The organism is Parcubacteria group bacterium (assembly GCA_016181765.1).
Taxonomy (GTDB): Bacteria; Patescibacteriota; Patescibacteriia; order UBA2169; family UBA2169; genus CG10-46-32.
Genome location: JACOYR010000001.1, coordinates 311,178 through 334,869, shown reverse-complemented (window position 1 = coordinate 334,869; position 23,692 = coordinate 311,178). Strand labels below are relative to the sequence as shown.

Annotated in this window: 17 protein-coding genes and 1 tRNA gene; 9 read left to right on the top strand and 9 right to left on the bottom strand. The window is 57.1% G+C overall.

Annotated features, from left to right (window positions below):
- Nucleotides 1-167 precede the first annotated feature (167 nt).
- From topA to dprA, 4 genes are read right to left on the bottom strand one after another with little or no spacing between them, the layout of a single operon-like run.
- Entirely contained in the window at nucleotides 168-2,417 is a 2,250-nt protein-coding gene (gene topA / locus HYT31_01820) for a type I DNA topoisomerase (GenBank protein ID MBI2050522.1), read from the bottom strand.
- Entirely contained in the window at nucleotides 2,410-3,756 is a 1,347-nt protein-coding gene (locus HYT31_01815) for a hypothetical protein (GenBank protein MBI2050521.1), read from the bottom strand. The genes topA and HYT31_01815 overlap by 8 nt, the downstream gene beginning before the upstream one ends.
- Nucleotides 3,757-3,791: 35 nt before the next feature.
- On the bottom strand, nucleotides 3,792-4,454 hold the full coding sequence (locus HYT31_01810) for a queuosine precursor transporter (GenBank protein MBI2050520.1): 663 nt from the start codon (nucleotides 4,452-4,454) through the stop codon (nucleotides 3,792-3,794).
- Nucleotides 4,455-4,456: 2 nt separating this feature from the next.
- On the bottom strand, nucleotides 4,457-5,563 hold the full coding sequence (gene dprA / locus HYT31_01805) for a DNA-protecting protein DprA (protein MBI2050519.1): 1,107 nt from the start codon (nucleotides 5,561-5,563) through the stop codon (nucleotides 4,457-4,459).
- Between the two features lie 69 nt (nucleotides 5,564-5,632).
- On the opposite strand from dprA, the gene HYT31_01800 reads away from it, so the two are divergent.
- Complete coding sequence (locus tag HYT31_01800; GenBank protein ID MBI2050518.1) at nucleotides 5,633-5,983, top strand: hypothetical protein; 351 nt, start codon at nucleotides 5,633-5,635, stop codon at nucleotides 5,981-5,983.
- A gap of 182 nt (nucleotides 5,984-6,165) precedes the next feature.
- Here HYT31_01800 and HYT31_01795 read toward each other — a convergent pair whose 3' ends face one another.
- From HYT31_01795 to HYT31_01775, 5 genes are all read right to left on the bottom strand, one after another.
- Nucleotides 6,166-6,582 (bottom strand): hypothetical protein, encoded by a 417-nt coding sequence (locus tag HYT31_01795; GenBank protein ID MBI2050517.1) that lies wholly within the window; start codon nucleotides 6,580-6,582, stop codon nucleotides 6,166-6,168.
- 122 nt (nucleotides 6,583-6,704) lie between these two features.
- On the bottom strand, nucleotides 6,705-9,506 hold the full coding sequence (locus HYT31_01790) for a DEAD/DEAH box helicase (protein ID MBI2050516.1): 2,802 nt from the start codon (nucleotides 9,504-9,506) through the stop codon (nucleotides 6,705-6,707).
- A gap of 253 nt (nucleotides 9,507-9,759) precedes the next feature.
- Nucleotides 9,760-10,317, bottom strand: a complete 558-nt coding sequence (locus HYT31_01785; GenBank protein MBI2050515.1) for an aminoacyl-tRNA hydrolase — start codon at nucleotides 10,315-10,317, stop codon at nucleotides 9,760-9,762.
- 53 nt (nucleotides 10,318-10,370) lie between these two features.
- Nucleotides 10,371-11,789, bottom strand: a complete 1,419-nt coding sequence (gene der / locus HYT31_01780) for a ribosome biogenesis GTPase Der (protein MBI2050514.1) — start codon at nucleotides 11,787-11,789, stop codon at nucleotides 10,371-10,373.
- Nucleotides 11,790-11,794: 5 nt separating this feature from the next.
- Nucleotides 11,795-13,216, bottom strand: coding sequence for an LCP family protein (locus HYT31_01775; GenBank protein ID MBI2050513.1), 1,422 nt, complete (start codon nucleotides 13,214-13,216; stop codon nucleotides 11,795-11,797).
- Between the two features lie 90 nt (nucleotides 13,217-13,306).
- Here HYT31_01775 and HYT31_01770 point away from each other — a divergent pair.
- The 8 genes from HYT31_01770 (at nucleotide 13,307) to HYT31_01735 (ending at nucleotide 23,228) form a co-directional block, all read left to right on the top strand.
- A tRNA-Val gene (locus tag HYT31_01770) sits at nucleotides 13,307-13,383 on the top strand.
- Between the two features lie 38 nt (nucleotides 13,384-13,421).
- Nucleotides 13,422-14,051, top strand: coding sequence for a signal peptidase I (gene lepB, locus HYT31_01765; GenBank protein ID MBI2050512.1), 630 nt, complete (start codon nucleotides 13,422-13,424; stop codon nucleotides 14,049-14,051).
- 5 nt (nucleotides 14,052-14,056) lie between these two features.
- Nucleotides 14,057-15,382, top strand: coding sequence for a histidine--tRNA ligase (locus HYT31_01760; protein MBI2050511.1), 1,326 nt, complete (start codon nucleotides 14,057-14,059; stop codon nucleotides 15,380-15,382).
- Nucleotides 15,383-15,427: 45 nt separating this feature from the next.
- Nucleotides 15,428-15,730, top strand: a complete 303-nt coding sequence (locus tag HYT31_01755) for a hypothetical protein (GenBank protein ID MBI2050510.1) — start codon at nucleotides 15,428-15,430, stop codon at nucleotides 15,728-15,730.
- 11 nt (nucleotides 15,731-15,741) lie between these two features.
- The gene (locus HYT31_01750; GenBank protein ID MBI2050509.1) at nucleotides 15,742-16,194 is read left to right on the top strand and encodes a GatB/YqeY domain-containing protein; all 453 of its coding nucleotides are present in this window, start codon (nucleotides 15,742-15,744) and stop codon (nucleotides 16,192-16,194) included.
- 31 nt (nucleotides 16,195-16,225) lie between these two features.
- On the top strand, nucleotides 16,226-16,465 hold the full coding sequence (locus HYT31_01745; GenBank protein ID MBI2050508.1) for a YtxH domain-containing protein: 240 nt from the start codon (nucleotides 16,226-16,228) through the stop codon (nucleotides 16,463-16,465).
- 7 nt (nucleotides 16,466-16,472) lie between these two features.
- Nucleotides 16,473-22,370, top strand: coding sequence for an Ig-like domain-containing protein (locus HYT31_01740; protein MBI2050507.1), 5,898 nt, complete (start codon nucleotides 16,473-16,475; stop codon nucleotides 22,368-22,370).
- Between the two features lie 42 nt (nucleotides 22,371-22,412).
- Entirely contained in the window at nucleotides 22,413-23,228 is an 816-nt protein-coding gene (locus tag HYT31_01735) for a hypothetical protein (GenBank protein ID MBI2050506.1), read from the top strand.
- Nucleotides 23,229-23,692 lie beyond the last annotated feature (464 nt).

The following is a 23,692-nucleotide window of genomic DNA, read 5'->3' as shown; positions in this document are numbered from 1 at the left end:
AATTGTTTTCATACAGTGTAATAATAGCCGGTTGGGTTGCGGGTTGTCAATTTTATATACCACCCCCTAACCCCCTCCTTGATCAAGGAGGGGGAATGTTTAGTCAAGCCTTCCTTAAATCAAGGAGGGGGGAACCACCTATTCCGCAAATCAAGGAGGGGGATCAGCTATTCAGCCGGTTTCGTGAACTTGCATTCCTTACTGGAACACTTGTAGGTTCCCTTGGGGCCGAACACGAGCTGGCTTTTGCAGTCCGGGCACTTCTCGTTAATTGGTTTTGCGAAGAACGCGGTCTTGCAGTTTGGGTACTGGTTGCAGGCGTAAAACGTCCTGCCGGCCTTTGAGCGCTTTTCCACGATTTCGCCTTTGCCGCACGCGGGGCAGGCAACGCCCGTGCCTTTTTCTATGTTTTTGATTCCCTTGCAGTCCGGGTATTTGGTGCACCCAAGGAATGTGCCGAACTTGCCGTGCTTGACCTGCATGGGGGCGCCGCACTTCTCGCATTTCTCATCCGTGGTTTCCGGGGCTTCGGGCTCGCCATTGCCGTTTATGGGCTTGGTATTCTTACAGTCCGGGTACCCGGTGCACGCGAGGAAGCGGCCGAAGCGCCCGGTTTTAATGATCATGGGCTTGCCGCACTTTTCGCACTTCTCATCCGTCTTCTCCTCGGTGAGGTCTTTCTTGGACAGGGTTTCGGTTTTTTCCATAAGGTTCTTTTTAAAAGGCTCATAAAATTCCCTGATTGCTTTTTCCCAGTCAAGCGTGCCCTCCGCGATTTCATCAAGCTCATCCTCCATGCGAGCCGTGAACTGGTAATCCGTGATATTTGGGAAGTGCTCAACCAGGATGTCGTTCACCAGGAAGGCGATGTCAGTCGGCTTCAGCCTGCGGTTTTCAATGCGCTCCACATACCCGCGGTCAATGATGGTTGAAATGGTCGGGGCGTAGGTTGATGGCCTGCCAATGCCGTACTCTTCAAGCGCCTTCACAATAGACGCATCGCTGTACCGCGCCGGAGGTTCGGTGAAGTGCTGGTTCGGGGCCAGGGACGCGCAGTTGATTTTTTCCTTTTCCGCAAGCTCGGGCAGCATGTCTTCCCTCTGGGATTCTGGATATATTTTAAGAAATCCGTCAAACGTGATGACCTGCCCTGTTGCGCGGAACGTATACTGCGCATCTGTTTTGGCGCCAACGTCCACGGACGTCGCGTCTAAAATCGCTTCGGGCATCTGCGAGGCAAGGGCCCGCCGCCAGATGAGGTCATAGAGCTTGCGCTGCTGGCCGTCCAGAGCATTCGCGAGCGCGCTCGGGTCATCGGCCGCCTCTGTGGGCCTGATTGCTTCGTGCGCTTCCTGCGCTGCCTTTGCCTTGGTCTTAAAGACGCGGGCTTTTGCCAGGGCATACTCTTTGCCGAATGTTTTGGCCAGATACTCGTGCGCGTCTCCCAGGAATTTTTCGGACAAGTTTACGGAATCCGTGCGCATGTACGTGATGTGCCCCTCTTCGTAGAGCATCTGCGCTACGCGCATGGTTTGCTTTGCGGAAAAGTTGAGCTTGCGGTTCGCTTCCTGCTGGAGTGTTGAGGTGGTAAACGGCGGAGCCGGATTCTTTTTGGTTTCCTTTTTTTCCACACGCGTTATGGCGTACGCCGCGTTTTTGAGGTCGCTCTCAAGTTCATGGGCGTGGGTGGTGTCCTTGATTTCAAACTTATCAAGCGCCTGGCCGTTAATGGCCGCGAGCTTTGCGCTGAAAAACCCTTGGGGCAGTTGCTTGGGGTCCAAGGCGGAAGCGTCGAGGCCGGCTGCGCCGTCCACGCCGCTCTTGTTAAAGATTGCATCAATGGTCCAGTACTCCTGCGCCTCAAACTGCAGGATTTCGGTTTCCCGCTCCACAATCAATCGCACAGCCACGGACTGCACGCGGCCAGCGGAAAGCCCTCGGGCCACCTTTTTCCAGAGGAACGGGGAGAGCTCGTATCCCACCAAACGGTCCAGGATCCTGCGCGCCTGCTGGGCGTCCACGCGGTGCAGGTCAATGGCGCGCGGGTGCTTGAAGGATTCTTCAATCGCGGCCTTGGTGATCTCGTGGAACGTGATGCGCTTGATTCTCTCCGGCTCGGGCTTCAAAAGCTCCGCGAGGTGCCAGGCAATGGCTTCGCCTTCGCGATCCTCGTCCGTTGCGAAGTAGATGTATTTGGATTTTTTTGCGGCTTTTTTGAGCGCTTCAACCACTTTCTTTTTTTCCGCGTCTTCCACCACGTACGTGGGCTCAAAGTTGTTGTTGACGTCAATGCCCATGTCCTTTTTGGGCAAGTCGCGGATGTGGCCGTAGGATGATTGCACTATAAAGCCCTTGTCCAGGAATTTGGAAATGGTTTTGGCTTTGGTGGGGGATTCTACGATAACGAGGTCAGGCATGGTTTCGCTTGGTTAGTACGGTTCGCTCGCTGATCCAGTGTGTGCGGATAGCTCCGGCCAAGTAGAACGAGCCGGTGACAAGGAGCGCATCCTGGGGCTTAAGCTTGATAAGGATTGATGAGAGGGCGCGCTTCGGGTTTTTCTGTACGCGCTTCGGCAGTTTCGCCATGGCTGCGAGTTTTTTTGGCTCATAGAACGTGTGCCCGCTGCCATGCGGTTTAGTGAATATGAACTCATTCGCCACTTTCGCAAGTTGCCGCACCATCCGTTGCGCGTCTTTTGCGGAACTGCAGCCAAACATAGTATACAGTGTAGCATATGTCAAATGTTTGATGTTGTGGACAACGTTTTTAATCTTCATTGGATTGTGCGCGCCGTCCAGGATCACGAGCGGCTTTGTTTGCACTATTTCAAACCTGCAGGGCAGGGATGTGTTGCTGATTGCTTGATTGATGATGTCATTGCGGATTTTGAGATGCCGGGCGATTGCAGCTGCTAATGATATGTTGGTGGCTGATGCCAGGGCCGCAGGTGCTCCCGATTCAGCAGAGCACCCCGCACCAGCCGAGCCGTAACTCGGCTGTGCGTTCCCTGGGTGAATCGGGAGCACCTGCGGCCCTGGCTTTATGATATGGAGCTTCGTGTTTCTTTCTCGGCAGATTTTTTTGAAAAGCTTCAAAATGCTGGGACGCTTTTCCGTGGTGAACACATGCGAATTTTTGCGGATGATGCCTGCTTTTTCTTTGGCGATTTTTGGGATGGTTTTTCCCAGGAGCTGGGTGTGGTCTAGCCCGATGTTGGTGATGGCCGCGATTGCTTTGGGGAATATCATGCCCGCGTCATATTTCCCGCCGCAGCCGACCTCCAATACGATCCAGTCGCACCGCATCTTTTGGAAATACAGTAGGCTCGCTGCGAAAAAAATTTCAAAGTAGCTGGGGCGGCCGTACTCATACTCTTTCGCCATGCGTTCAACCACCGGCTTGATTCGCCCAACCAGCGCCGCAAATACGTTCGGGCCAATCAGCAAATCATTCACCTTGATTTTTTCAATGGACGTGGTGGCGTACGGCGAGGTGAATGAGCCGACCCTATGGCTTGCCTTGTAGAGGATGTTATGGAGATATGCCGTAGTTGTTCCTTTGCCCGCGGTGCCGGCAACATGAATAACCCGAACGCCTTGGCATGGGTTGCCAAGGCGTTTTACGAGTTCGCGGGTGCGCTCTACATATTGCTCCGGATGGTCGTTGCGGTTGTGCATGTACGCCTGGTCATGCTTGGAGGCTGCCAGGCGCTCCAGGTACCTTACTGCGCTATAATACTGTTTAAAAGAAGCCATAGCGTGGTTGTCACAAGATCCTTCGACTTCACTCATCACGCTTCGCGTGATGAGTTCCGCTCAGGATGACGAGCAGAGCGCAACCATGCGACGAGCGCGTACACGACTGGCGTAGAGAGGAGCGAGTACGCTATTTTTAGGAGCCAGTAGGGGATGATGAGCGAGAACAGGAACGCAACGTCAAACTTGGGCGTTACCTGGTAGAAGGCGATGAACATGAAGAGCGTGGTGTCCACGAACTGGCTCAAAAAGGTGGAGAGGTTCGTCCGCAGCCACAGGAATCTGTTGTGCGTTTTGCCTTTGATCCAGGCGAAGGAAAAAATGTCGGTCCGCTGGCTCAAGAAGAACGCGGCGAGGGACGCGGCAATGATGCGCAGGGAGTTGCTGAAGATGGCTGTGTACGCTTCGTTGTTGCTGAACCGTCCGGCCGGGGGCAGGACGAGGGCAAGCGCAAGGACGACAAAGACCATGGCCTGGGCCGCAATGGCGGCGTTCACCATGTGTCGGCTTCGCTCCTTGCCGTAGACCTCGGTGATGGTGTCATTAATCAGGAACGTCAGGGGATAGGCGAAGATGCCCACAGACGTTGAGACGCCGAGGATGGTGATGATCTTTACGCCCAAGAGGTTTGCGGATATGAGCGCGCCCACAAACAGGGCGAAGAGAATGGCGAATTTTTGTTCTGATGATGCGTGCATAGTTATCGGGCTAATGCATACTTCATGGCGCCGAGGTTTTTGATTTTACCCTTCATTTCCATTATGGCCAATGTTGCATTTATAGCCCGAATGGGCAAATTCGTCAAGCGCGCCAATTCATCAACATGGATTGGTTCGTGCCCAAGGTGCGCAAGCACTGCTTCTTCCTCCGGATTTTCGGGAATGATTTTTTGGGCTTCCAGGTAGTTGGTTGCTTGCTTGAGATTCAGGCTCTCCAGAATCTCACTTGCATCGGTTACGGGCCGCGCTCCCTGCTTAATCAAATTATTGGTTCCGACCGAACTTTCGCTGGTTGCGTTGCCCGGAACCGCAAACACGTCCCTATTCTGTTCCACTGCGTGCTGGGCTGTGATGAGGGCGCCTGACTTCTCCGCCGCTTCAACCACCAGCACGCCCAAAGAGAGCCCTGCGATGATGCGGTTGCGGCGCGGAAAGTTGCTTTTGTAGGGCGGGGTTCCCGGAGGGAATTCGGAGATGATGCACCCGCCGCGTTCAATAATGCGCTCCCCGAGCATGCGGTTGGAGGCAGGATAGATGTTGGACCGTTCAATGCCGCATCCGAGCACGCCGATGGTTTTAGTGTTTGATTCAAGCGCGGTTTCGTGCGCGATTCCGTCAATCCCCAAAGCCAGGCCGCTCACAATGGTCAGTTTGTTTTGGGCGAGCCCGCTTACCAGGCGCTGGGCCATTTGCTTGCCGTAGATTGAATATTTCCGGGAGCCTACCACGGCAATCAAAAATTCTTCCGGAGCCGGGAGTACCCCGCGGCAGTAGAGCAAAAACGGGGGATAGTAAATTTCCTTGAGCAGTTTGGGGTATTCCTCATCATCAACCGTTATCACTGAAATGTTTTCTCGTGCGAGCTTCTCAAGCTCTGCATCAAGATTGATTTCCCTGCGCACGCGGATGAATTCAGAGAGCGCGTTTTCCGTAAATCCGACCTCTTCAAGTTTTGACAAGGGGGCGTTCCAGGCCTGCTCCAGAGAGGGGAATGCTTTCCGCAGTTTGGAAAACCGCGCTGGACCAATGTTCTGCAGGTAGGTGAATCCTACCCAGTATTTAAGGTCGTTTTTGGTTAAACTTGACATTTTTTGTGTTTGTGGTATAATATAGTGTTACCAGCAAAAACCGTTCATCCACCCGTCTGGGGAGGCCATATGCTTGAGGTAGCGAAGAGGAACAATCCAGCCAGGACTCGCTGGATTGACCGCGTCTGCCAGGCTGTCCGGGACGATTACGAACTTCGCAGGAACTTCGCCATCACGAACATGGTGGTGTTCAGAACGTTCGTGCGGAGACGAGCCTTCGGCGAGATTCGGGGAGCTGCCTTAGTGCTTGAAGCAGGCAGAATCCCGGCCCTGCTCTACCACTGGCAGGGCCGGCAGTCTGGCCGCAAGCACTCTGATGAGGCGCCCGCGCTTCCGCGCCCTGCCAAGGGGAGCGAACAGCCGGATGGGCAGCTGCACCTGCTGCCGTTCTGGGCCGGGGTCCGTGAGTTCAAGTTCTGAACTCACCTGTAGTATATCACGAGGGGCGTCTGCGATGCTGTGGACGCCCCTTTTCTTTTTGCAAAAAAAAGAGGGCCACAGGTTCCTTGCGGATACCCGTGGCCCGATCGTGGTGCATCGTGCGCCGAGATCAGTGTACTACTTGTCTCGGACGCTACTGCGCTACCCCAGCCCCGACGTTGTCAGTTGAAGGGGTTGGGGTAGTTGTCGACGGCGTCGACATTCTCGGCGCGAGCGACGACCGACCTCCAGGCGGTCATGGTGTTGTCACCGTAGGCGGTCTCGGTCCGGCTGGCCGTGGACGTCGTCTGCCGGACGATGATGGCGCCCGTGGCTTCGGCGCCGGCGATGGTGCCTTCGGAGTGCGTCTTGACGACAGCCATCTCGATAGCGGCGAGGTTGGCCGTCGTTGCCAGGGTCACCAGCTCGCTGCCCGGCGGGTCGTGCGTCATCGGCGCCGTGGTGATGATCTGGTCCGTGCCCGTTGTGGCCGGAGCCAGGGCGTCGGTCGGCGTTGCCATGAAGCTCGCGGTGACCACGAGTGCCAGAGCCGCGAACATGGCGACGCGAACGACGGGGCTGCGGATACGGAACCGCATCTTGTCCTCCGTAGGTGAAGGGGTACCCGCGTGGTGCGTTGCAACTCTCCTTTGCTACCTCCTTTCCGGAGATTGTGAAATGAACTGCAAAAAATCCTCCCTATTAATAGGGTACTAGTATTCTAGTTTTCTGTCAAGCTGGCAATGCTCTTTTCCAGCTTTTCCTTCCAGTCGCTTCCCAGATCAGCCTTTTTGGCGCGCAGCTCTTCCTCGCTGTACAGCCAGTGCGGAGACGCGCCCAGCATAGCCGCGAAGCGCTTTGGTTGAATGGGTTTTTCGGTTTTGAGTATAAAAATCTGTTCGGATGAGGAGGGGTTGGCAACTGCCGTATCAATGGCGCGGATGCCTGCAGCCCGGCCGAGGAGCTTTAATTTCAAAATATAAAACAAATCAGAGAGCGCCTGGGGCAGGGCGCCTTGCTTTTGCAGTTCATCGCGCGTTTTTGCCAATTCATCAAGGGAATCAATCAGCGCCCACTCGTGGTAGAGCTCAATGCGCTTTTCGCGGTTTGGCTCAAAGAACTGCGGGATGCGCGCTTCAACAGGCAGATCAACCGAGATGTCGGAGAGCGTTTCCTGGGGCTTGCCGGATTTGATTTCTTCCACTGCGCTCGCAAGCAAGCGCACGTAAAGCCCAAGCCCTATTGATTTGACGTGCCCGTGCTGGGCTTTTCCGAGCACATTCCCGACTCCGCGGATTTCCATGTCCCGCTGGGCCAGGTCAAATCCACTGCCTAAAGCGCGCGCCTCTTCCAGGGCTTGCAGCCTCTTTTCCGCCTCGCCCGTCAATTTTTGCCGCTTAAAGAAAAAGTATGCGTATGCCTGGCGGTTGCCGCGTCCGATCCTGCCGCGGATTTGGTGCAGCTGGGAGAGCCCGAACAGCACTGCATTATCAACAATCAGAGTGTTTACGTTCGGCAGGTCAAGCCCGTTCTCAATGATCGTGGAGCACACGAGCACGTCAATCTCACGCGCGTCAAATTGGTGCATGACTTTGGCAATGGCTTCCTCGGGCAGCTGTCCGTGCAGCATGCCGAATTTGACTTTGGGCATGAGTGATTGGAGCTCCTGCAGCTTGACTTGCATGGTTTCCACGTTGTTGTAGAGGTAGTACACCTGTCCCTTGCGTTTAAGTTCAGCCTCTATGGCGGCTTGCACGTGCTTTTGGTTGTGCGGTTCAATAATAGTTTCAATGGGCTTTCTGCCTTCCGGAGGAGTGGTGATGACCGAGACCGCGCGTATGCCCGAGAGCCCCAGGTGCAGGGTGCGGGGAATGGGGGTCGCGGTCAGGGTCAGCACGTGCGCCTGGCTGCGGAGCTTCTTCAGCTGTTCCTTGTGCGAAACGCCGAACCGCTGTTCTTCATCAATGATGATGAGCCCGAGATTATGGAACACCACGTCGCTGGAGAGCATGCGGTGCGTGCCGATCACAATGTCAATAATTCCCTTGGCAATTCCCTCAAGGGTCCGGGCCTGTTCCCGCGCCGTCTCAAACCGCGAGAGCCCGGCCAGGGTTATGGGAAAGCCTTTGAGCCGTTCGGTGAACGTATCCACGTGCTGCTGCGTCAAAATGGTGGTCGGCGAGAGCACGGCAACCTGGAAACCGGACAGCGCGGCCTTTGCCGCGGCCCGGATCGCCACCTCGGTTTTGCCGAATCCCACGTCCCCGCAGACAAGGCGGTCCATGGGAGTTTCCTGGGAGAGGTCCTGGTAGATGGCTTTGATGACTGCTTTTTGGTCTTCGGTTTCTTTGTACGGGAAGCTCTCGGCAAGTTCCTTTTGCACTTTGACGGCGTTGGGAATGCTCGGCGCGGCCGAGAGCTGGCGCTTGGCCTGCGTGTTCAAAAGCTCGCGCGCGTGCGCCAAGGTCTCCAGGCTCGCTTTCTGCAGGACTTTGCTCCACCCGGAGCCCGAGAGCCTCGTGAGGCCGGGGTTCTGGTCGCCGATGTACTTTTCCATTTTTTCCGCGGCAGTCACCGGCAGAAACAGGGTGTCGCCCTCGGCATACGAGAGCTTGAAGTACTCGCGCATGATGCCATCCATGTTGTGCTGGACCATGCCGGAAAACTTGGCAATGCCGTGGTCCAGGTGCACCACAAAATCATCCACCTGCAGTTTTTTCAGGAACGCAGGCTTTGGTTTTTTGGCTTCTTCCGCGGGGAGAATTTCGGCTGACAGTTCCTGTATGTCGCGGTTGGCGAAGGAAAACGTTGCGTCCGGATTGGCGGGGAATGCGTCAAACAGGATTTGCTTGAGGCCGGGATTATAGTCAAATAAGGTTGCGCGCGCCTCCCGGTGGGAGAGCGAATAGGGGATAATGCGGATTGATTTCACCGGTGTACCCGCGGTAATGGATTCTATGGTTTCGTCGTCAAAATCAATGCGCACAGGCTGGTTCTGGTCCGGAGGGTATATGTCAACAATGCTCCCGCGCGAAGCAACAAGGCCGTGGCTTGCTGCGGCGCGCTCCTTGGTGTAGCCCGCTTCAATGAGCTGTTTGAGCAGCGCTTCGCGCTTCAAGGTCTGCCCGGCCGAGAGCGTGATGCAGCGCTTCTTAAAATCGGAAGCAGAGGGGAGCAGGGTATTGAGGTGCTCCGTGGTGAGCACCAGGAGGCATGCCCGGTTTGCGAGCACGTCAGACAGGGCCGCAGACAGTGTGTCCGTGTGTATGGCCACCTTTGTTTTGTACCGCGCAAGCCACAGCCGGAGATTCTGCACCAGGTTCAGCTGGGCGAACGAATCGCGCGCCACGACCAACACCGGCGACTCGGGAACATCGCTCTCTTTGATGATGTGCGCAAGCACAAAGCTCTGTGAAACCGGGTTCGTGGGCGTTTTTATGACCACGAGTAGCTTGCTTTTGAGTTTTTCCGCAATACCGCTAACATCCCCCGGCGCTAGCCGGGGCTCTGCGTCCTGCTCCATAGATGAGAGGGCTTGAATGTGGATTACCGTTTACGCGCAGCCCTGTGCGATTCACAAGTGTATGGTAGCGCATTTGCAGAGCCTTGACAAGGGAAGTGCGGCATGTTAAGGTTCTCATCCGTTCTTCCCACTAGTCTGCTTGTAGTCCGTTTGCGGCGGGAACCCCTCCTAACCTGCCGCGGACATTCAAGTAAGGATTCGGTCCTTTTGGTCCGAACCCTTCGCTACAAGCAGGCTCGTGGGAAGAATTTTTTTATAGGCTGACCGTGGTGTTCATGGCGCCGCCAATCCAACTCTCAACCATCTCCGGCACGAGCGCAAGAGATTTTTTGATGACTGCTTCTGCAGTTTTGCTTGGTGGCTTGAGCACGTAGTTTTCGGATGAGACTTTTTGCTTGCCCCCGAATTTTTCCGCGATGCCGATTTTGAGGCGCGCTATACTGTCAGTTTTCAGTGACGAGAGCACTGACTGCATGCCTTGGTGCCCGCCGCTTGAACCGCTCGGCCTTAGGCGAAGTACGCCGGCCACGAGGTCAATATCGTCATAGATGACGAGGATGTCTTCTTTTTTTATTTTGTAGAACCGCGCAAGCTTGCCGGCTGCCTGGCCGGAGTTGTTCATGAATGTTTGGGGCTTGGCGAGCAGGATTTTGGCTTTGCCGATTTTCACTTCAGCGATTTCCGCGCTGAATTTATCAGCCATCTTCCACTTATTTTTGCCCGCTAAAACATCAACAGCCATACATCCCGAATTGTGGCGGGTTTTTTCGTACTGTTTTCCTGGGTTGCCCAGGCCGATGATGAGTTTCATAATTGCGACGATAAGATTGCTTCGTCGGCGAGTACGCCTCCTCGCAATGACATTTAGTAGTGGTGGGGCCTGTGGGTCATGCGCTTTTTGCGCGGGCGCTCATCCCTGCGTAATTTCGGCGAGATCCCTCCACTCGCCTTCGGCTCGGTCGGGATGACAGTTTGCACTGTCAGTTTAATGGGAACGCCTTCAAAGTCAAATTTTTCGCGCAAGCTGTTCGTCAAATACTTTTGGTACGACTGCGCCAGGTCAGTCTTGGTCGGAATCTCCAATACAAACGACGGGGGATTGTGGGAAACCTGCTTCAGCGAAAGCAGGCGCGGGCGCCTGGTCCCTTTTCCTATGGTCGGCTTGCGTTTGGCAACAATCATCTTCAAAAATTTTGACAAGGCATTGTCCGTGATGCTCCGGTCAAGATTTTCCTTGATGTCGGCCGCAAGGGAGAGCATTTCTTTGGTGCGCTTGCCGTCAACCGCAGAAGTAAAGATAATCGGCACCCACGAGAGGTTAGGCAGCTCGCTTGCGAGGTACTCGGTGTAGCGCGCTATGGTGGCGCTGTCTTTTTCCGGAATTTGGTCCCACTTGTTCGCCACAATGAAGAGGCCGCAGTGGGCGTCCTCAATCTCGCGCGCCAACCGGTGGTCCTGGGACGTCAATTTTTCCGAAATATCAACCACCAAAGCGGCCACGTCCGAGCGCTGGATGGCTGACATGGATTTGTTGATGGAGAGGCGCTCAACCGCATCGCCTTCGCCTGTTTTGCGGCGGATGCCCGCAGTGTCAATGACTGTGTAGGTTTTGCCGCCGTACGCAATTGCCACATCCTGCGAATCGCGCGTGGTGTGCGGGATTTCGGAAACAATCATGCGCTCAAAGCCTGCAATGCTGTTGAGGAGGCTTGACTTGCCCACATTGGGCTTGCCAATGAGCGCGAGCGTTACATCGCTCGGTGCGGCCGCATCACCTGATTCCGGTGATTCCGGAAGTTTTTCAACGACTGCATCAAGCAAGTCCCCGATGCCGGATCCGTTTGAAGCTGAAATTTGGAAGCTGGGAAGATTGAATCGGGCGAACGCTGCCGCGTGCCTGCGGCGCTGGGCGTTGTCGCACTTGTTGATGGCAAGCAGAACCGGAACTCCGAGCGTCCGCAGGCATTTGGCGATGCGCGCTTCCTCATCCATGGGCCCCACGGCTACGTCAACCAAAAAGAGAATCATAGCAGCCTGCTTTTGGGCGGCCAGGGAATGCGCGATGATTGCCTCGCGGTACGTATCGCGCTTGCCTGGGTCAAGCCCGCCCGTATCAACGAGCGTAAACGCCCTGCCGCGCCAATGCACCCGGGTTTCAAGCACGTCGCGGGTGGTGCCGGCCTCGGGCAGCACCAACGCGCGCTGTGCGCCCGCAACCGCGTTGAACAGCGTTGACTTGCCAACATTGCTGCGCCCCACAATGACCACACGCGGGAGTTCCATAGGCATTAGGTTGACGAGTCCCCGCCCACAATAATCAGGACATCAGCGTCAATTTCTTGCGCGAACTCCGGCAGAAGGGGGGCAACGTTCGCGTTAAGGGTTTGCCGGATGAATTGGACGTCCTCTTCCGTGGTTTTGTCCGAAAGCCGGTAGATGACCGTCCGTTCAAAATCCCGCTTGGACGCGTTTGCCACCTCGGTTATGGTGTAGGATAATGCCCGGAGCTTTTGGGATGTTTGCGTTGCCAATCCTTCGTGGAGCGTGCCGTTCTGGATGGCAATCCGCACCTCTCTGTTCTGGCGGTACTGGTCCGGGGGGAGCGGGGCATCGCGATCCAGGAGGGACTGGGCCAGGTTTTGTATTTCCGTAAAGTCGCCATCGCCCAGCCGAGGCCGCAAGAGGTACGAACCCTCAACGTTCGTGTCCGCAACCAGGAGGCCGCCCTCCTCATTGCTTAAGACCACCTGGGTTACGGTTTCCGGGCGTATGGATTTTCCGAGCTCGTAGAGCCGCACGAGCTGCCAGAGCTCCATGTCCGTTTCTATGTGCGTTCCCACGATGTCCGAGAGCGCGAGCAGCTTGTTGGGGTTTAAGAGCGTGGAGAGCGCGCTCGCCCGCGCGAGCAAGGCCTCAAGCACCTGTTGCTGGCGGTTCGCGCGCGCAAAGTCCGTGCCCTGCTCTGCGGTTCCGTGGCGGCTTCGGACGTACTTAAGCGCCCGCGCGCCGTCCAGGTTTTGCCAGCCCGCGTCAAAGCCCACGGGCTCGTAGCCGTAGTTCTCGTCGGGGTACTCGTAATCCGTGAATGCAACCGGGACGTTGACGCGCACTCCGCCGAGCGCATCTACGGTTTTGGTGAATCCTTCAAAATCAAGTTTTATGTAGTAATGCAGACCGAGCCCAATCACCTGTTCTACGGTTTGGCGCGCGAGTTTTGCCCCGGCGCCCTGCGTATCCGGCTCTCGCGCCGCGCCGTACGCGTGCGCCGCGTTTATCTTCTGCCACCCCACGCCTGGTATGGGCGCCACCAAATCCCGCGGGATGGAGAGGAGCGCGAGCTTGCGCCCGTCCGGATCAATGCTCGCGACAATCATGGTGTCCGTGAGCTGTCCGCCCTCGTGCTCAAGGCCGCCGATGCCGAGGAGCAGGATGTTGATCCGCCCCTCGGTTTCGCCCGCAAGCGGCCGGTCTCCGGCAGTTGCCAGGTGCGCAAGCTGTTCAAGCACGCTCGCGGACCCCAGTTGCTGGGCGAGGCCGTTGCTTGAGATGACCGCTCTGGTGGTGTACGCGAGCGAGAGGACGAGCAGGAAGGCGAGCGCGGTCGGGGCCGCAGTTTTCCATCTAAAAAATTTTCTCCGCTTTTCGGGGGAGGAAAATTCTCGCACCAGCTCGCGTGCGCCCAAAAAATCAATGTGGTTGCGTTTGTCCATGGATGTTGCTAGTATGTACTGGAATTTGCGCCTCGGCAATGGTAGTATTATACAAGATTGGAGTCGTTAAGTAAATGCGATATATCGCTTGGGCTCGTAGCTCAGTTGGTTAGAGCGTACGGTTCACATCCGTAAGGTCAGAGGTTCAACTCCTCTCGGGCCCACCAATTGCAAATTATCAAAGATCTGGTATAATCACGGGGTTATGGACAGGAATGATTCGGAAAACCAAGAGCTTTCGGAGATGGACAAGATGATGCGGGAGGATCGCCCCGAGCCGTCCGGAGGGGTGTTGGCGTTTGTCGGCGAGCTCATTAAAATTACCCTGATCGCGCTCGCCATTATCGTGCCGGTGCGGTACTTTCTCATCAAGCCGTTTTACGTGAACGGCGCTTCCATGGAGCCCACGTACTACAACCGCGAGTACCTCATTGTAGACGAGCTCTCGTACCGCCTGAACGCGCCCCAGCGCGGGGACGTGGTGGTGTTTAAGTACCCGCTTGACGAGAGCCAATTTTTTATTAAGCGCATTATCGGGCTGCCGGGGGAGCGGATCGTGGTCCGCGATGAGGCAGTCACCGTTTACAACGGCGCGAATCCGCTCGGCACGGTACTTTCCGAGCCGTACCTTTCCGAGGATGCGGTCACGACCGACACCTCGGACGCAACGCTTGGGCCGGACGAGTATTTTGTGATGGGGGACAACCGGATGGCGAGCCTTGATTCGCGCCGGTTCGGGCCCTTGAAGCGGGACGAAATCGTGGGGCGCGCGTGGCTGCGCGGCTGGCCGTTTGACCGGCTTGGCGTGCTGGAACATTACGAATTTGGTTTTTAGGCGTTATGGCAGAAGACAAGAAAAAAAAGCGGTCCCCCAAAACCCCAACGCTCCTGCGGGGGTTTAAAGATATTTTACCCGAGGAAGCTCCCTACTGGCAGCGCGTCCGCGCAACTGCCCTGCCGTTGCTTGCGGATTACGGGTACGGCGAAATCCAGCTGCCGCTCTTGGAGGCAACGCCGCTTTTTAAGCGGACCATTGGCGAGCACACGGACATTGTTTCAAAAGAAATGTTCACGTTTACCGACCAGGGCGGGGAGTCCGTTACCTTGCGGCCGGAATTTACAGCCAGCATGGCGCGCGCGTACATTGAGCACGGCATGTTCAACCGGCCGCAGCCGGTAAAGCTGTACAGCACCGGCCCCGCGTTTCGGTACGAGCGCCCGCAGTCGGGCAGGTACCGGCAGCACCACCAGCTCTCCATAGAGCTCTTCGGCAACGAGCATCCGGTTGCTGACGCTGAAATTATTTTCCTCTCGCACCTCGTGTGCACGCACCTGGGGCTTGCTGCCACCATCCACATCAACAGCCTGGGTTCGGGCGAATCCCGGGACGCGTACGTGCGGCTCCTTAAGGACTACGTAAAACCCAAGCGCAGCCTTTTGTGCGAGGATTGCAAGAATCGGTTTGCCAAAAATCCCCTGCGCATGCTTGATTGCAAAGAGGAGGGGTGCCGCACACTCCTCGGGGAAGCGCCGCTCTTGGTTGATAACCTTGATGAGGATTCCAAAAAGCATTTTGTGGCGGTGCTTGAGCACCTGGACGAGAGCGGCGTTCCCTACGAGCTGGATCCCTACATTGTCCGCGGCCTTGATTACTACAACCGGACTACGTTTGAAATTGTGGCGTCTGTTGAGCGGGAAGGCGAAGAAGAAGGCGCTTCTCGGGACATGGTCATCGGCGGGGGCGGGCGGTACGACGGCCTGGTTGAGCTTTTGGGAGGCAGGGCAACGCCGGGCGTTGGCATGGCATTCGGTTTGGAGCGGGTGATTTTGGCGCTTAAGAAATCCGGCGCGCCGATTCCCGCCGAAAAAGCGCCGCAGGTGCTCCTGGCCCAGCTGGGAGAAGAGGCAACCAAACACGCCTTTGTGCTGTTTGAGACGCTGCGGAGCGCAGGACTCCCGGTCCGCGCGAACTTCGCAAAGCTCGGCCTTAAAGCCCAGCTTGAGCACGCGGACAAGTTGGGCGTCGTGTATGCGGTTATTCTTGGCCAAAAAGAGCTGTTGGACCAAACGGTCATCATCCGCGACATGGAGAACGGGATTCAGGAAGTTGTTGACCTCGCGAAAATCGTTGATGAGATTAAAAAGCGCCTTATCAAGAACCACTAGAGCGATTGACAGCCAAAGAAGTATTGTGGTATCCTCATTGTACCTATGCCTATCACCATCAAACGGAGAGACAACGAATCCAACGAGCGCCTGATCCGCCGTTTTTCGCGGAGGATCCAAACAAGCGGTTTATTGCTCCGGACCAAGCGGAGGGCGCATTTTGAGCGTGAAAAAAACGAGAGCCAGCAGAAGAAAGACGCGCTCCGCAGGCTCGCGGTCCGCGCCAAGGAGGAGTACTTGCGCAAGATCGGCGAGCTCTCGGAAGATGTGTTTGGCCGCTCCCGATTTTCACGCGGGGGCCCCGGGGGCGCTAAGAAGCGCGGCAGCCCCCAAAAAAAGAGAGTATAAACGCATAGGCTATGCCCCTGCTTTCCGAGCAGCTTGATACTGACTTTAAACAAGCGCTGAAATCGCGCGATGCTGAAACGCTTTCCGTGCTTCGTTTGGTCCGTTCCGGCATCAAGAATTTTGAAATAGAGAAGCGCGGCGCTGCCTCGGACGAGGACATCATCGCAATTCTCCAGCGTGAAATCAAGCAGCACAAGGAGTCCATAGAAGCGAACGAGAAAGCGGGCCGCCCCGAGGAAGCGGCGCGCCTCCAAAAGGAAGTTGCGTTCTTGTCCGCTTATTTGCCCGCACCGCTTACGGGCCAAGAGCTCAAGGACGTGGTAAAAGCCGCGCTTGCCGAAACCGGCGCGGAAAGCTTGGCGGACTTGGGAAAAGTCATGGGCCGCATCATGCCGCAGGTCCGCGGGCGCGCGAGCGGGGATGAGGTCGGACAAATGGTCCGCGAGCTTTTGGGGAACGGATAGTTCCTGCATTTATGAGGTAATAAAAATAAACATGGGAAAGTCAGGGAAATTTTTAGCCGGCGCGCTCCTGGGCGCGGCTGCGGCGGCGCTCCTCACTCCGGTGGCCGGGAAAAAAGCGCGCAAAAAGGTTGCCGAGGGCCTGGAAAAGGCCGGAGTTGATCGCGAGATGGTTGAGGAAACCTTGCGTGCGGCAGCCAAAAAGGGCTCGGATCTTTTGAAGCAGGCCCGAAAAGAGGTTGCTGCATCCAAAACCAAAACGAAAAGCAAATAATTCCAGAATGCGCACACCAGGCTCTACTTTTATTGGATTCCAGTCCAAGGCGCGTTTTGCGCATATCATTTTAGCATGCCTCTTTGCGGCGGCTTTTTTGTTTGCGCCGTTGCCGGATGCGTTCGCGCAAATAGCTGATCCCCGCGCTGAACGGTTCGGGCTTGACTCGGGATTTACCGAGGTTGGGGTGCAGACCGACCGGGACGTCAAGTCAATTGCGGCAACCATCATCAATGTGGCGTTCGGATTTTTAGGTATTGTTGCGGTGATTGTCATCATGTATGCGGGGTACCTGTGGATGACCGCGTCCGGCAACGAGGAGCAGATTAGCCGCGCTAAAAGTATTTTGCGCAATGCCGTGATCGGGCTTGTGATCATCTTGTCGTCCTGGGCCATTGCCGCGTTCGTCATAAGCCGCTTGAGCGGGGCCACGGGCGGGGGAGGCGATGGCGATGGCGGGACGGGCGGGGTCCTGCCGCCGGGAGGAGGCGTTGCGGAGTTTGTGGTTGATTCGTTTGAAACGGCCCACAACAGCACTGACCAAAGCCAAGACGTGCAGTTGTGCTCCAGCATCCAGGCGCAGTTCAACCACTGGCTCAATGCCGAGCCGTTTGAAACGCTCAAGAACGGAGACACGCTCACCATCAAGCGGGATGCGGGCGGCGGCACGTTTGTTGATGAGGGGACCATTCAAATTGAGAAGCGCAACAACGTGATCTCTTTTAAGCGCGTTGGCGGCGACGGAGCCCGGCTGGACTGGACGCAGAACACAACATACGAGGTTCGTTTGGACAGAACATTGCGCGATGCGCGCGGATTGGAGCTCTCGGGATGCAGCGATTGCGGGGGTACGCGGGATGACGGGGACGGCGAGTACCACTATTGGTCATTCACCACGGGCACGACCAAGGATTCAGTTGCTCCGGTTTTGGCTGCCGCATACCCGGGCAACGGGGACACCAATGTTCCGCGCAGCGTGCTCTTCAGCCTGGAGTTTTCCGAATCCATTGACGTGCTAAGCGTCATTACCGCCGCAGGGGAGCTTGATGCCGCCAATATTATGCTTACGGCGGTTGATTCCGGATTTCTGTTTCCGGCAAATGTTTTTGACGCTACACTGCAGGGGAACAGGCTGATATTCTCGCTGAATGAGGGTTATGTTGCCGTGTATGACAGCCTGCCGTATCTGGAACCATACACCGAATACCGCCTTACCATTCAAAACATTGCTGATTTGTGCGGGAATGAGCTTGCGCCTCCGGTTGAAATCACCTTTACCACAGGCGCGGACGCGCCCGGGGTCTCGTTCGTGCGCCCGAGCAACGGGTATGGCTATGCGTGCCCGGCAACCCCCGCGTTTCTGAAATTCAATACGTCCATGTACAACGTGCGCACCGGCAGCTGCGGGGTGGACGCGAATGGCAACGCGGGTTTGGTGCTCGGCGGTGAACTCGCTCCGGCCGGCATTGCATTGCGCAGCGTGCCGGAGGACAACTTTGCCGGGAGCGGCAATCCGAATGATTTTTGCAAAGAGTACCATTTTAATTTGGACCCGAATGACGCGGCAGATGATTTGATTCCCGGGACCGCGTATAACGCATCAGTCAGTTTTATTGGACCCGGGGATGAGGTCGCGGATGCGGCGCCCCATGCGTGGTCATTCACTGCCGCAGAAGCGTCCGCGTGCGCGCAAGAGCCGTACATCAGCTACGTATCCGGCTTGCGGCGCAACCAGGGCCAGTGGGAGCAGTGCCTGACTGTTGCGGGAAGGTACTTTGGCGATCCCAAAGCAGCGCAAAGCCGCGCGTACACCGCGCTCTCGCTTGATTCGCCATTGAATACGCTGAATGGGCCCATAGCTCCCAATGTCCAAACCGCGTGGGAGAATCATGCTGGCATTGCCATTGCTGGCCAGTCATGGAGTGATTCCTCAATTGCGGGAGATTTCATCAGCCCGCCGCAAGAGCCGATTCCCGTCCAGCCGGATGTTGATTTTGATATTGCGGTTGAAGTTGACCACGGCGGAAGCATTGGCAAGCTTCCGAGCAACAAGGTGCGGTTTACGGTTGATACCACGCACACGTTCAACGGCCCGTGTTTGTATTCAATCAGCCCGACAGCCGGGTACTGGGGCGACTCTGTTGCGCTTACCGGCAGAAATCTCGGTGGCGCGGTTGCGGATCAATTGACGTTCTACGATCTTAAGACGCAGGCCGTTCCCAGTATTATCAACGACGGGGGCGCGTGGAGCGCAATCAGAATCGCGGCGAATGTTCCAAACCAAGCCCAGAACAATCCTGCGGACGGGGAAGTTCATGTTACTGTTGCAGGGGTCCAGTCAAACAAGCTTGAGTTCAATCTTCGGGCAGGAGCCGGACAGTCGTGTTCCGCAATCGCCAACGCGTGCTCTCCGGATCCCGGGCTGTGCTCGCCCGGGCTTGAGTGCGCGCCGTCATCATGCACGTGCCAGGTTCCGGACCAGTTCCGCATCCAAAACACGCAGCCTTCCGCGTGCACGGATTCATGCACTACTGCCGTCATCAGCTTTGAGGCGAACATGGATATTGGTGATATCACCGGCGATCGCGTACAGCTCAAAAAATGCGCGGGCGCAACGCAATGTTCATGGGATGATCCGGCAGCCGCATTAGTCAACACCATCACGGCGCTTGATGGAACACAGCGCGTTACCATTGCTCCTTTTCCCGCGGGAACCATGCTTGATCGTGATTCATGGTACCTGGTCCGCGCGCTCGGGGGTTCAGGCGGCCTGCTTTCAGCTGACAACAAGCAGATTGCCAATCTCAACGCCGATACGGGCGGGACGCCGGGTCCGGACTCGTACGCCTGGTCGTTCAAAACCGGCTCAAGCGCGTGCGCCGTAAACCGCATTGAATTGAACCAATCACGCATCAGTTTGTATGAAGACGAGAGCGCGGACCTCGCGGCGCGCGCGTACAGTATCGGGAATTCGTGCGCGCCGAGCGGCCAAGAAATCATTCCTCCGGATAATTTTACCTGGAGGGCGTGCGAGTACCAGGTCGGAGATATCGCAGTTGAGTGCAACTCCGCTTGCGGCGCTGCGGAACTTCCCGGCGGAGATCCTATCCTCTCGGTTGCGGCGTCTCCTTCCGCCCAAACTTCAACGACGGCGCAGAACGGGCGCGCGGACGGTTCCGCAAAAGCATTAGTGTGCGCGCGCTACGATGACGGCGGCGTTTCGGTTAACGATGGCGCTGTTGCAACCGTATACGCGGCTTGTAATACAGACGCGGACTGCCAGCAAGGCAGCGCGTGCCCCGGGTCAGTGTGCTTGAGAGCCGACCCCAATAAGGGCAGGTGCACGCCGGACATTACCGGGTTCAGCCCTTCAAGCGGGGTGGCCGGAACCTGGGTTACGATCAACGGGTGCTATTTTGGCAATAGCCGCGGCATGGTTGACATTGGCGTGGATCCGGGCGGACAGCCGGCCCGGGCAGTTGCCCCGGATGTAAGCTGGTGCGGAGCTACGTGGAGCGATACGCAGGTTATTGCGGAGGTTGCGCCGGATGCAATTAACCAGGGGCAGGTGCGCGTGGAAAGGCCCGGATTTGATGCGGTTGACTCAACCGGATTGCCGGGCGGAGGCGTGTACACCCCGAACAGCGATACCCACCCGGGCATCTGCCGCCTCTCGCCGGCCCAAGGCAGGCCGGATGACGTTGCCGCCATCCGCGGGCAGGGTTTTGGCGCGGTTCCGGGCTCGGTTGTGTTCACCGTAGGCGCGGCTGCTATTCCAAGCGCTGATGTGGTTGTCCGGGCAGTGCGTTCAAGCTGTCCGGCAGACGGCTGGGAGAACAACGAGCTGTGCATCCGCGTAGCCCAGGCGCCGGTGGGAACCGGAACCGTAAAAGTCGCGGCTGGCGTTTCCGAGAGCAACGCGGTTTCATTTAGGGTCCTCGGAACCATACCTCCGGGTTCGGGAAATCCGAATAACTTGTCAGTCAGGTCATACCAGCCCGGGGACGGGGCATATGCCTGCCTCAACATGGTTGTGGAGGTCGTGCTCCGCGGGGAGGTGGCGCCCGAAAGCGTGGGGTTTGCGCCCGGAACCCATCTGGATGCGGCGAATGTTGCGGGAGCGAACTTCTATGTGCGCAGGACCAGCGACGGTTCGGTCGTGGCCGGGGTTGCGGACGCAGTGACGCGGGGCAGCCAGACCACGTTGCGGTTGTATCCGGATCCTCCGGTTCCACCGAATCCCGGTGAGCTCGTCGTACGCAACAACGCGCCGCCTCCTGATTACCAGATCGTGCTCAAAGGGGGCGTATCCGGCTTGCGCAGCACCACCGGCGGCATTTTGGCGACTGACGCGGTCTGTGATGGGTTTCCTACGGACGCGGATTGCGTGATCAATTTTGATACGGTCAACAACGCGCAGGACGACCAGTGCCGGCTCTCGCACTTTGAGATTGAGCCGGTTGCGCCGGTGTTTACGTGCGCGGGCCGCGATAATTGCGAGGGAGATGCAGAACCCAGCGTGGCCGGCCACCAGCGCGTTTTTGAGGCGTTTCCGATCAACAGAGCCGGTCAATCAGCAGTTATTGCGTCACCGCTTGAGTGGTCATCAAGCAATACAAGCATCCTTTCGGAAGCGGCCGCTTTCAGCGTTCCAGTAACGCCTTCGCAACAGGAGTTTAACGTGGGACCAACCGACGGTTCTCCGGCAGTCAACGGCTCAACCATAATTACGGTGCGCGCAGACATTGCGGGCGCGGACATTTCCGGCTCCACCGAGGCGCGCGTGTTCTTGTGCGCAAACCCGTGGCCTCCGGAAATGGCAGAAGACGGCCTGCCGTTCCACGACAAGAGCGGAGACGATTCGTTCACGCAGGCGCCCATCAAAACGAATTTTTCCACGTTCTACTGCAGGGATAGGGGGGAAGCCGGGCCCACGGACGATCTTCCCGAGATTCCGAAGCGTTGTTTTGACCCGAGCGCAGTTGATCTCAATAGGGAACCGTGCACGACAAATGCGCAGTGCCAGACCGGAGAAACGTGCAAGTACATTGAGTTCGGGTACAATGATCCCGGCAGGTCAAACGAACAGCTGCTGGCCGGCGAGCAGCTGTTAAAGGAGATATTCCTTTCAGCCCCGGAGCTTGAGAGCACCATTATCATTCAATCCCTCACTAATCTGCAAAATAGTTCAGCGTCCGAGTGGTACAGCCGGCAGAGCTATCGCGGCGATCCAAAGCCCCTTAGCGCGCCGCTTGACGGGTTTGAGGCAATCCAGGACCAGCGCACCATCTACGTTGGCGCGCTCAATGATACGCGCGGCGATTTGCCTTCCATCCACAACAACATTTACCGGATTGTGGTAAGCGACCAGGCGCCCCCGGACCTTATCTCCATTTTTAGCCAACTGGTTTCCAACTGGAGGTTTTTGGTGAACATTGGAGATGATGAACAAAAAGAAGCGCTTCGGCGGGACAGCCAGCGGATTAAGCATGCACACACACTGGCACGCTTGCTGGACGGCGCCAATCCGGCTCCAGCGCTTACCGATGGTTCGTTTTTATCGGGGTTAAGCTTGAGTACATGGCCCTCGTGGGATGACGCTCTTAAGTTTGATTTCGGAACATCGCTGCCGCGCGATCCAGATGAACGAATCCAGTGCGATGCCGCAGAGGGAGTGGTTGATTCGGGGACCTGCAGGACCGGAACCCCGAGTCCCGGGTATGTGTGCAATGCCGGAACAAACGCGTATATGTACGTCTACCGCAACCAGGGCGCTGGCGCGTCATTTTCCGTCAATTTGGAGTATGCGCCCCCAGCAAACTGGAACTGGCTTACGGGCGCTGCGTGGAACCTTGCTCCGGGCGAGGCCTGCATGGACAAAGGACTGCAGTACCGCAAGCCGTGATGCGGGCTTTTTCATCGCGCTGTTTTATGGTATACTTGGCACATGTTTGAAGGTCAACAGCAAAACCAAAATTTGACACAGTCCGCTCCCGTACAGCCCGCTCCTGCGGCGCCAGGCGGCGTTGAAGACATTTTTGCCTCAACGGACGAGACCTCGGCAAGCGCTTTGCGGGCTCAATCGGGAGCCCCATCCGCGCCAATCATACCCGGCCCGCCGACCGCGCTTGCGGGCGGCAAGCTCAAACCGCTTGCGGAGAGCGCGGCCGGCATTCCCGCGGGCCAGGCATCAAGCGCCGCTGGCGCCGGATTTCCGTTCAAGAAGCTGTCTATCATCGTGTTCGTAAGCCTGGGCATTATCGGCCTTGCCGCGGTCGCGTTTGCGGTACTGCAGGGACGGGCGAACGTTGCGGTTCCAGTACCCCAACCGGGCGCGCCCGAGGAGGCTGCTGCTCCGGATGCATCTTCGGCTTCGGCGGTTTCGGGGAATGCCGAGGATGCTGACCGCGCCGATGGCGTTGGCGCGCCGCCGGATACCGGCGGTATTTTGAGAAGTTTTCAGCAGGGCAGCATTGACCGCGCGCTGAACCCCATTCCCCAGGACCCGGCATCCATTGATACGGACCAGGATGGGCTCTCCGACGCGCAGGAGTTCGGCAACGGCACCAATCCGCGGCTGGTTGACTCTGACTCCGACGGCCTCTCGGATTGGGAAGAAATAGCCATTTTCGGGACTGATCCCCTGAACCGCGATTCTGATGCTGATTCGTACGCGGACGGGGAGGAGGTCCAGAACGGGTATAACCCCCTGGGGCAGGGAAAGCTTCTCAATGTTGAACAAACTAACCAGGGAGTGCAGTAATTATGTTTGGATTCGGAAAAAAGAAATCCGAAGAAAAGCAGAATGCGCCTGTCGGGCAGCCCGTGCCTGCGGCCGCGATTCCGGATGACAGATTCGTGGTCATGCCGGAGCAGTTTGTTCCGCGCGCCACCCGGACCCCGGGGGCGGGCATAAACAAAAAAGTACTGCTCCTTGCGCTTGGCGCGCTCCTTTTCCTTGGCGCGTTCGGCGCGGTGCTGTACACAGTGTTCCTTTCTCCGGAGGATGCTGTCCCGCAACCAGTCGCCGAGCAACCTGGCGGAGAGTCCGGCGAGGACGGGGCGCCGGTTGCCCCGGAGACTGCCGCACCCCCGGCACCAACCGAAACAATCGTCCAAGCACAGGCGTTTGACGCCCAAAGCCTGCTCATCGGCTCGCTTGCGGCGACTATTCCCGCGACCGTAGCACAACAATACGGGTCAGGGATCGGCATAACCGTGCTTGCG